Annotated in this window: 10 protein-coding genes; 5 read left to right on the plus strand and 5 right to left on the minus strand. The window is 44.9% G+C overall.

Annotated features, from left to right (window positions below; genetic code table 11):
- Positions 1 to 427: 427 nt before the first annotated feature.
- Both BM231_RS18100 and BM231_RS18105 read right to left on the minus strand, forming a co-directional pair.
- Positions 428 to 850, minus strand: a complete 423-nt coding sequence (locus BM231_RS18100; protein ID WP_093521515.1) for a hypothetical protein — start codon at positions 848 to 850, stop codon at positions 428 to 430.
- A gap of 31 nt (positions 851 to 881) precedes the next feature.
- The gene (locus tag BM231_RS18105; RefSeq protein WP_139226363.1) at positions 882 to 1082 is read right to left on the minus strand and encodes a hypothetical protein; all 201 of its coding nucleotides are present in this window, start codon (positions 1080 to 1082) and stop codon (positions 882 to 884) included.
- Positions 1083 to 1286: 204 nt separating this feature from the next.
- Between BM231_RS18105 and BM231_RS18110 the strand changes: the two genes are divergently transcribed.
- The 3 genes from BM231_RS18110 to BM231_RS18120 all read left to right on the plus strand — a co-directional run bounded on the left by BM231_RS18110 (position 1287) and on the right by BM231_RS18120 (position 3598).
- Positions 1287 to 2111: a hypothetical protein gene (locus BM231_RS18110; protein WP_139226364.1), complete on the plus strand. Its 825-nt coding sequence runs from the start codon at positions 1287 to 1289 to the stop codon at positions 2109 to 2111.
- 157 nt (positions 2112 to 2268) lie between these two features.
- On the plus strand, positions 2269 to 2487 hold the full coding sequence (locus BM231_RS18115) for a hypothetical protein (protein ID WP_093521519.1): 219 nt from the start codon (positions 2269 to 2271) through the stop codon (positions 2485 to 2487).
- Between the two features lie 355 nt (positions 2488 to 2842).
- Complete coding sequence (locus BM231_RS18120; RefSeq protein ID WP_093521521.1) at positions 2843 to 3598, plus strand: hypothetical protein; 756 nt, start codon at positions 2843 to 2845, stop codon at positions 3596 to 3598.
- A 20-nt stretch (positions 3599 to 3618) separates the two neighbouring features.
- On the opposite strand, the gene BM231_RS27545 is transcribed toward BM231_RS18120, so the two are convergent.
- Positions 3619 to 3729: a phage fiber-tail adaptor protein gene (locus BM231_RS27545; protein ID WP_425287821.1), complete on the minus strand. Its 111-nt coding sequence runs from the start codon at positions 3727 to 3729 to the stop codon at positions 3619 to 3621.
- 327 nt (positions 3730 to 4056) lie between these two features.
- Positions 4057 to 4638, minus strand: a complete 582-nt coding sequence (locus BM231_RS18125) for a TetR/AcrR family transcriptional regulator (RefSeq protein ID WP_093521523.1) — start codon at positions 4636 to 4638, stop codon at positions 4057 to 4059.
- Between the two features lie 107 nt (positions 4639 to 4745).
- Between BM231_RS18125 and BM231_RS18130 the strand changes: the two genes are divergently transcribed.
- Together BM231_RS18130 and BM231_RS18135 are read left to right on the plus strand one after the other, a co-directional pair.
- Positions 4746 to 5723, plus strand: a complete 978-nt coding sequence (locus BM231_RS18130) for an SDR family NAD(P)-dependent oxidoreductase (RefSeq protein WP_093521525.1) — start codon at positions 4746 to 4748, stop codon at positions 5721 to 5723.
- A gap of 190 nt (positions 5724 to 5913) precedes the next feature.
- Positions 5914 to 7713: a M10 family metallopeptidase C-terminal domain-containing protein gene (locus BM231_RS18135; RefSeq protein WP_093521527.1), complete on the plus strand. Its 1800-nt coding sequence runs from the start codon at positions 5914 to 5916 to the stop codon at positions 7711 to 7713.
- 436 nt (positions 7714 to 8149) lie between these two features.
- Here the strand turns inward: BM231_RS18135 and BM231_RS18140 are convergent.
- Positions 8150 to 8625 (minus strand): prephenate dehydrogenase dimerization domain-containing protein (locus BM231_RS18140; protein WP_139226365.1); only part of this gene is annotated, 476 nt, incomplete at its 5' end.

The raw sequence follows: 8625 nt of genomic DNA on the forward strand, positions 1-8625 counted from the left end.
TTATTTACTGGCAGGTTGCTGATGACCAGTTGCGGACGTTCGCACGTGTCTGAGGCATTCTCAGCTAGAACGAGGCTTCAGCTTCAGGTTGATGTTTTTATGCTCAAAAAAGAGGAGGAAACAAGGCCTCCGTATCTGCGCTGCACTTGATGATCAAGAAAAGCAAACTGCCATTGTCTGAAAAACGGCAGAGACGATAATGAGTGCCAAAGAACTCCAAGAAAGAAAGCTGAAGGCGTACTCTTTTCTCACTTCTTTGTCGTCGCGCTTCGATGATATAAGGAGGAAATCACCTTTTCTAGGTACGTGAAACGGCATTCCAAAGAGAAACAAGCCAATTACACCTGTTATGTTTAGCCAAACTCCGATCAGAGAAAAGATGGTCAGCAATTTCAGGCTCCTTTTACGGATTACTATATTCAATCTTCTACGCGATTAAGCGCATCTGCTGCTTCCAGTACTCAATTATCACTTTTAATAGTTCGTCCACAGAGACTGTCTCGTCCTCATCGGTCACTACATTGAGTGGCCGTGCAAACGCAGAACTGAATGCGGAAGAAAATCCTATTTGCGTTTTTGTTTTTATTTTTGGGTTCCCGTGCTTCACACCATTTGTGATCTTTCTGGAGTAGTCAAAATACTCTGCTAGTACATTGTTCTCAGGGTATTGTTTGAGAAAGTCATCTTTGTTGAAACTTTGGCCGTTAACCCACTCATACAAATGGTAACTCAGAATAATTGTGCAGACTGCTGCTTTAATATCTGCGTTATTTTTTAAGAACTCTTGATATTGAGGAATGACCACAGCTGAAAATAGATGTTCCGCTGAACCTACGATGAAATCAGACATTTCAGCCGCTTGCCTCCTTTGTTGGGCGGGATTAGTCAAGCAGTTCCTGTCCAGCTTCGAGGATATTAACTCCAACAATTCCCCTGAATTCTACTGGCACGCCCAACCGCTGTCCCGCTGGAGTGCCTCGAACAACAGTTACTAAGCCATAGCTTTCGCTCTCTTCAATTCCCGCTAAAATTTCAAAATTGTCCATGCCTCGAAGATTTTTATTTTTTAGTAAGGCAGACATCTCTGGACCAACCCCCTTCACATCAGCGCCTACAATGTCTCGAATTGCAGATAGAACGCGAAGTACATTCCTTGAACACATAATACTGCTCCGTAATTAGGCGTGCTAACATTAAGTGTACATCCTGCTCGTTGCAATCAAGTGTTGATTAACAAAGTACAACAGCTAGCCTATCAAGATGCGACGACCAAAAAGGAGAAGTTTGTGAGTTCTGATCTAAAACAAGATGATTTAATAGTGTGCGTTCATACCATTGACGGCATTGAGAAGGACAAAGAAAAGCGCAAATACAACCAACCGGACGTACGCTGCAACAAACCCACTGCAATTTACATTGAAGATGATAACAAGACGGCATTTTTCCAAAAAATGAAATTAGCGACGATTGGAACCAATGAACTGGGCTTTGTTACACCTAATGAAATCGCGCTTTCGCTTAACATTGCAAGGAAATCGAATTTAGCTGCAATTGAACTACGACGTAAGATAAGAATTCCTGCTAAAGGCGAGTATTTGATCGAACAGGATGACATCGTCGCGGTATACGATTTGTTAGAAGAAATTCAAAAATCGATATTGTTTGCCTACAAGGCAGTTGAAGCATTCTGCAATTCAAGTATCCCAGACACTTACGTTTACTCAAAAGAGAAGAGCAAGGGTGTAGTCGAGAAATATGGAAAAGCTGAAATAGAGCGAAAACTGCCAACGACAGAAAAACTATCTTCGATACTCCCTGATTGTTTAGGTGTCGACAAACCTACGTCTCAAAAATTCTGGTCAGACTTCAAAAACCTGGAACGCCTTAGAAACGAAATAACACACAGCAAATCTAGCAGCAGAGCCGAAGTGACTGCTGAGTTACTTTCTGACAAGGTAGACCGCTATATTAAATCTGCTGTGAAATTGTTGGAGTATTTTGTATCAACCGATGTGTATAATCCGATTTTCCCAATGGGATTTGGGCTATCAAAAATACAAACAACTGCCATAAAATGTATGGATGACCACTTTAGAGCGTTGGTAACATAGCTGACAAGTATATAATAAAATGGGAACATGTCTGCGCTACTCAGCTTCTTGCTATTATTCCAGCTTGGGTTACCAGCACGCACCTTTAAAAAACTCTACGCCGCAACCTATAAATTGGGAGCGTCATGAGAAGCACATACAATGATGGACAGAGCAATTGACTAAAGTTACTCCTGATCAATTCGAGTGGCGAAATGATCGCCTCATCCATACACCAACAGGCGCTGCTTTTCATCTGAAATCACAAATCGTGAATCTGAGCAACGTTGGCGATGTACTCGAGGACGGCAGCTCCTATGGCCGCGATGAAGTTCTTTTGGTTGCCAACAATCTGATTGTATCTGAAAAAGAACGGCGAGAATCTTTGTCCCAGTAATTGGTGTTTAAAGCCAAACACACATCAAAACAGCAATCTGCTATCTAGTTGATTGGTTTGCAATTTTCACATGCCTTCATGTTCTGTGAAAGTTCACTAGCTCTAACACTCTTGTGGAGTTGAGATTTTGAAATTGTCTAGATTTCGAGAACGCTTTGACGCATTTCAACGCCAAAGATCACCTGCATTAGCACTAAAAATTTTTCAAGAGCTAGCATCCAATTGCCGGTTCACTGCTCGAAAATTCGAAGCCGGGTACCATGTTTATCGTTCTGTCAAGTGGGCTCATCTCCATAACAATCAAGAGCGACTTTCTTATCCTCCTCTAGGGAAAGCCGCTCTAGGCAGGTGTAATTTGGACAACCAGCAAGTATTTTATGCATCACACCATCCAGCAAACACATTTGCTGAGCAGAAAAACTTGAAGGTCGGAGACAAGTTCGCAATAGGTAAGTGGCGAATTACTCCAGAGCTCTATGCCGTACTAGTTGGGTTCACCATAGATGAAGAGCAAAGCATTTCTTCCAACCCAAGCTATGTTGGTTTGTCGTCAACAGACAGACATGCACACAGCAAGTTTCGAAAGTACTTTAAATATAGAGGCCCTAAATATTACCCTCAAACTGCAACAATTTCTAACTACTTGATGTCACTAGAATATCCAACTGATTTTGGCCAGTTAAACGCTGGAAGCAAAACGGTATTAGCTTACGCATCAGTTGAGTTCCCAAACAAAGAAACACTAGCGATCAATTTTGCATTCCCCAAGAACTTTGTTGATCAACATCTGACACTTGTTGCTGCAGATTACGTAGAAATAAGAGAAGTTTCGGATCTAGGAGTAAAGTATAATGTACTTCAGTCAGCTAATCGGGTCGCCGAAGATGGGATCCTTAACTGGTCGGAACAACAGCAATGGGAAGTGCAAAACAACCAAACAGTTAAAGCGGAAGTCACTAGCGAGTATAAATGGAGAGTAACCGACGCAGTTACTGGAGAAGAAGTTCCAGCCACCCCAATTCCAAAAGAAATAAATTATTTTGGAAAGTCAACCCAAGATACTCCTCATGTTGTTCAATATGATTGGGATCAACTTAAAAAGGAGTGGTAGAAAAAATCCAGACAAGACCATCACTCTGTACAGTTCAGTATCGCCGATTGATCATAGGAACGGCCGCTACTCGTTAAAATGCGATTTGTCAGCCGGAACCGTTCCCTAGCCGTTCCGCCTTCCAGCCAGATTGTGGTGCTTTCGCCCTAATAGCTTTCACTAGATCACCTAGTCCTAGCCCTTCAGGGGAGCTAATCGTCTCCCTCTCCTCCAGCCGCGCAGACCAGTTAATCTGAAAGTCCTTCTTATCATCTGGGTCTTTCATAAGAGTTGATGTAGAAACCTCCGGATGTACCTTTCTCAACCTTAGTTAGAAACGCTCGAATGACCGTTGTTGGCCCCTTCAAGACATTCCTTACATGTGGCAGCTGACCAAAACTGGCCATTCGCTCAGCCTCTTGTGACTATAACTAATACGCTCCTACAACTTTTGTCCGCTCTCATTTATGACACGAAAATCACTCAACTCGAACACTCGATAGAGCTTTGACAAGTGCCATGATCTCGTCGGCAAACTTATCGGCTTGAACCGAGCGGTTATGGAAAACAGTTCGGTTGAGAAGTATTGCAGGGACAAGCTCTGCCAACAGATCCAGCTGAGGATGATCGGAACCCAGTAACCTCGCAAAGAGCTGACGAAGTGGTTCATCATCGTATCGATCGCGAATAGCTTCAGCTATACTTTTATCTTCTCTCAATGCCGCAATAACTCCAGGAAGCAAGTCTGGCTTGGAAGCATAAAAGTCCGCTTTTTCCCGAATAACTGCTTCTAAATCTGCTGCGGCATCATCACTGGAAGGTAGTGGAGGGTCAGGAAAAGCGCGAATAGCATCAGTTACCAAGGCTTCTTTTGTCTCCCACCTTCGGTAAATCGTGCCGAGCCCACTTCCAGCTTTTTCTGCTACATCCTGAACTCGAAGTTTATCAAACCCATGTTCGATGATTAATTCAGCCGTCGCAGCAAGAATAGCATCAGTCCGGTTCCGATCCCGCTTGCGACCGCGGGTAAGTTCAGCTCGCTGGCCTGATCTCTTACTCATGAAGATTTCCTAATCACTGCAAGGGTTGATTTCCATTTTAAACTTCTATACCGCTTATTACGATAATCAACAATTCCGGAATTAATGATTCCAGTATAGAGGTGGCCATGAGTTCTAAAAAGGCTTCAATCATCAAGCAAGCAAGTATGGTGCTCAACACTTTCACGCCACAACGAAGGAAACCCAATCCTCTCTATGCAATCCCCGAGGCAGACAAACACATATCAGGTAAGACAATTGTGTTTACGGGTGGAACTGATGGTATGGGGCGAGCCGCAGTTAGGATGCTGCATAAGCTTGGGGCAAACCTGATCATCTTAGGTCGCAACGAAGAAAAAGGGATGGCAGCGACACGCGAGTTAAATGCCATTGATGGAGGATTTGCGCAGTTTTTATTTTGTGATCTGGCATCAATGGAGAGTATTCGCTCTTGCGCTGAACGTATCATGGCCACTCACAAGCGCATAGACATCTTGGTTAATTGTGCAGGTGCTCAAGTCCCAAAGCGTACAATCACAACAGATGGGCTAGAGATGATGTGGGCGATAAACTATATCGGCCCCTTCTTGCTTACGAAGCTACTGCTGGAACGTCTCAAAGCCTCTGCACCATCAAGAATTGTGAATGTTTCCTCCGATACGGAAGCATTAGGTCATATTAATTTTGATGATCTCCAAACGAAACACGGCTTTGATGCACTAAAACCTTATGCTCAGGCAAAGCTTGCACTCAATGCGTTTACAGTTGAGCTGGCTGAGCAATTAGAAAGCTCGGGTGTCACTGTGAACGCGCTTAATCCTGGCTTCATTAGTTCCAACTTGCTGCGCGATCTAAGCGGCATTCCAGGTTTCTTTCGGCTAGTCATGCGCATTTTTGCCTCTCCACCCGAAGTAGGAGCCGATCGCATAGTAAGGCTTGCTATTTCGTCACGATACAGAAATGTAACTGGGACTTATACCAATGAAGACAAGATTTCCGAGCCCAATCCGGAAGCGAAAGACACAAGTATCCGAACAAAGCTCATGCAGATAAGCGATGCTTCAACGGCGAGATGGAGAGCCTCCTTGTCAGATGCCTGCAGATGACTAATCGTTACCTGTCATGGCACAAATGCTAAGAAATAAGTTTTGTAGCAATCAAGTTACTTTTATTAACAAGTAAAATGATAATATAAATCAAAATATAATACCTGTTAAGGGCATCAATTTAAATATTGATTGGGGCAAGGTCAAATATATCCTATTTCGATAACTTGAATTATCGCAAAGGATTCGTATGTCTACCAAACATAACTCCAGAAATTCTATATTAGTGGAGAAGGGCGATGCCCCAACAAACTTCGATACACCCTATACTTTAACACCGCGCGACACGTTTCACGGTTCTTTAAAGAAAGGCGGAGATGCGGATTTTGTTGCAGTTGTTCTGGAAGCTGGTGTTGAGTACGCCATCACTATGGATAGCAAAGGCCACAGCGGACCTTCGGACACGAGCCTGGCCATCTTCAATCCAAATCGCAGTGTTGCTGCTCAGGACACCGTAAGCGGGAATGGCAGTAAGTCAGAGATCACTTTTACTCCAGAAGAACGTGGCACTTATTATATTCTTGCTGGCTCTGGTACTGAGGGGCGCACTTCTGGAAATTATCTGCTCAGCATATCTGAGGGTACAGATCCCGTTGTGGAACCATTAGATCCAGAGGCGTTCACAAATGATCAGATCGCCCATCAGCTGACAGACGCCTATTGGGGATATCGCCGCGCATTTGATGTTGATCCTGGGGGAACTCTTACCGTTAATATCTCTGGCCTCACAGATGCTGGCCAGTATTTGGCAGAAAATGCTCTTGATGCTTGGACAAAGGTGACCGGCATCAATTTTGAGATCACCAATGACTACGCACAGATCAACATTGATGACAAAACAGACGGCGCCTACGCCAACTCATGGACCTTCCATGATAAAATAGAACGATCCTTCATTAACATTGGCACAGACTGGCTTGATCGGAGTGGCACGAGCCTGACTTCCTATTCCTACCAGACCTATATTCATGAAATTGGCCATGCGCTTGGCCTGGGGCATGCGGGGCACTACAACGGCAGTGCCACATATGGTGTCGATAATCATTACTCCAATGATTCCTGGCAAGCGACTGTCATGTCCTATTTTACTCAGCAACAGAACACGAGCGTTGACGCCAGCTACGCCCAAGTTATCACCCCCATGATTGCTGATATTCTTGCCATGCAGGATCTTTATGGCACAGCGGGAAATCTGCGTACAGACAACACCACTTATGGTGAAAACTCCAATGCGGGAGATTATTACGACGGAATTGCGGATTTAGATCTGGTCGCGTTCACCATTATGGATGATGGCGGCGAAGATACCATTGATTTCAGTTCTGAAATAAGTAATCAGCGGATTTCTCTCATTGAGGAAACTTATTCTGATGTACAGGGTCTGAAAGGCAACATGGCCATTATGCGTGGCACTGTTATAGAGAATGCTCTTTCTGGGTCAGGCGATGATGCATTAATCGGTAACGATGCAGACAACAAGCTTTATGCCAATGAAGGACATGATCTGTTGCAGGGTGGTAAGGGTAATGACTGGCTTTATGGCGGTGCTGGATTAGACACGTTGGAAGGCGGCCAGGGCAAAGACAAACTTTATGGTGAGGATGGCCGTGATGTTCTCGACGGCGGGACCGGCAACGATAAGCTATATGGCGGCAACGACCATGATATACTTCTTGGCGGTGGTGGTAACGATAAGCTCTACGCTGGTAAAGGGAATGATACGCTGGAGGGAGGATCTGGTAAAGATCTGCTATCAGGGGGCAAAGGCCGGGATATTTTTGTCTTTAATGCCAATTGCGGAGCTGACAAGATCATCGACTTTTCAGATGGGCTAGACTTTATCAGGTTTGACAGTGGAGCAAGTCGCTTAGAAGATCTGGCAATCTCAAGTCGTGGTGATGATGCTTTCATTTCCTATGAGGGGGGATCAATCCTCTTAACCAGTGTTGATGCCAACTTCATCAATACAGATGATTTTATGTTCGCATAAAGGTTTGGGAAGCAGACAATCCGCTTCAACTGCGGATTGTCTGTATCATAGCGCAAGAGACCAGTCACACAATCTATTTGCAGCTTCTGTTATGTATCGATCTAGACTGAAGCATCAGGTCCTTGTCCACGGCGGCTGGCAGCCCATTTAGCAGTCCGGCCTTTCTGCAGCACCCTGTCTACCATTTGAGTGCAGGAGCTGAGATAATTTTCAGGGTTTGTAAGAGACTTCAGCCGTTCAGTACCCAAAAGTTCCAGCACCTCTTTAGTTTCAACCATAAGTCGATTTGGACAGCATTGCGCTGGGTGACCATAGCGGACATTACGCCTCACCTAGATTACAGTTCTTCTCAGCCAAGCTTCAGATCGTCCGTCAGAGGCTTCATCAATCCTGGCATTCTTCCATACGGACGGAGCCGACCTTGGATACCGCTACATCAATGTCCACTTTCGTTATTTGGCGACGCCCTCAATGCTGCTTCCAGCTCTTCACTCAAACTTGCGGCCAAATCGAAAAACCGTCGCCGCACGGTCTCGGCGTAGGGATTGGCCTTCTCAATTGCTTCGAATACTTCTGGTGCATCATGCTGAACCATAGAAATCGCTTCAGATAACAAGTCAAAGCTCTTCGTTGTCATGCGCGTTGGCAGCGGTCCCATTCTCAATAGCACTTTAGCGATGAGGTGCGTGAGCCCTTGGACAACTGCTGCTTCTTGGTCGTGATCTTCTGGTGTCGTCACGATGACAGTCAGTCCCAGAATCTTGCGTAAAAACGCAACTAGCCTCGCATGTCGTTTTCCCTGAATGGGGCAGACAGCAATTTTTAGACCCTTTATACCTGTCGTGGCACTCTGAGGACCGAACAAGGGGTGAGACGCCACGATGTCTACATTGTCTGGTAGCAACCAGCGCA

This window comes from Pseudovibrio ascidiaceicola, assembly GCF_900114245.1.
Lineage (GTDB): Bacteria > Pseudomonadota > Alphaproteobacteria > Rhizobiales > Stappiaceae > Pseudovibrio > Pseudovibrio ascidiaceicola.

Bases quoted from the DNA above. Each gene is read 5' to 3' on its own strand.
- BM231_RS18100 (WP_093521515.1), bottom strand. From the start codon at position 850: ATGTCTGATTTCATCGTAGGTTCAGCGGAACATCTATTTTCAGCTGTG.
- BM231_RS18105 (WP_139226363.1), bottom strand. From the start codon at position 1,082: ATGTCTGCCTTACTAAAAAATAAAAATCTTCGAGGCATGGACAATTTT.
- BM231_RS18125 (WP_093521523.1), bottom strand. From the start codon at position 4,638: ATGAGTAAGAGATCAGGCCAGCGAGCTGAACTTACCCGCGGTCGCAAG.
- BM231_RS18130 (WP_093521525.1), top strand. From the start codon at position 4,746: ATGAGTTCTAAAAAGGCTTCAATCATCAAGCAAGCAAGTATGGTGCTC.
- BM231_RS18135 (WP_093521527.1), top strand. From the start codon at position 5,914: ATGTCTACCAAACATAACTCCAGAAATTCTATATTAGTGGAGAAGGGC.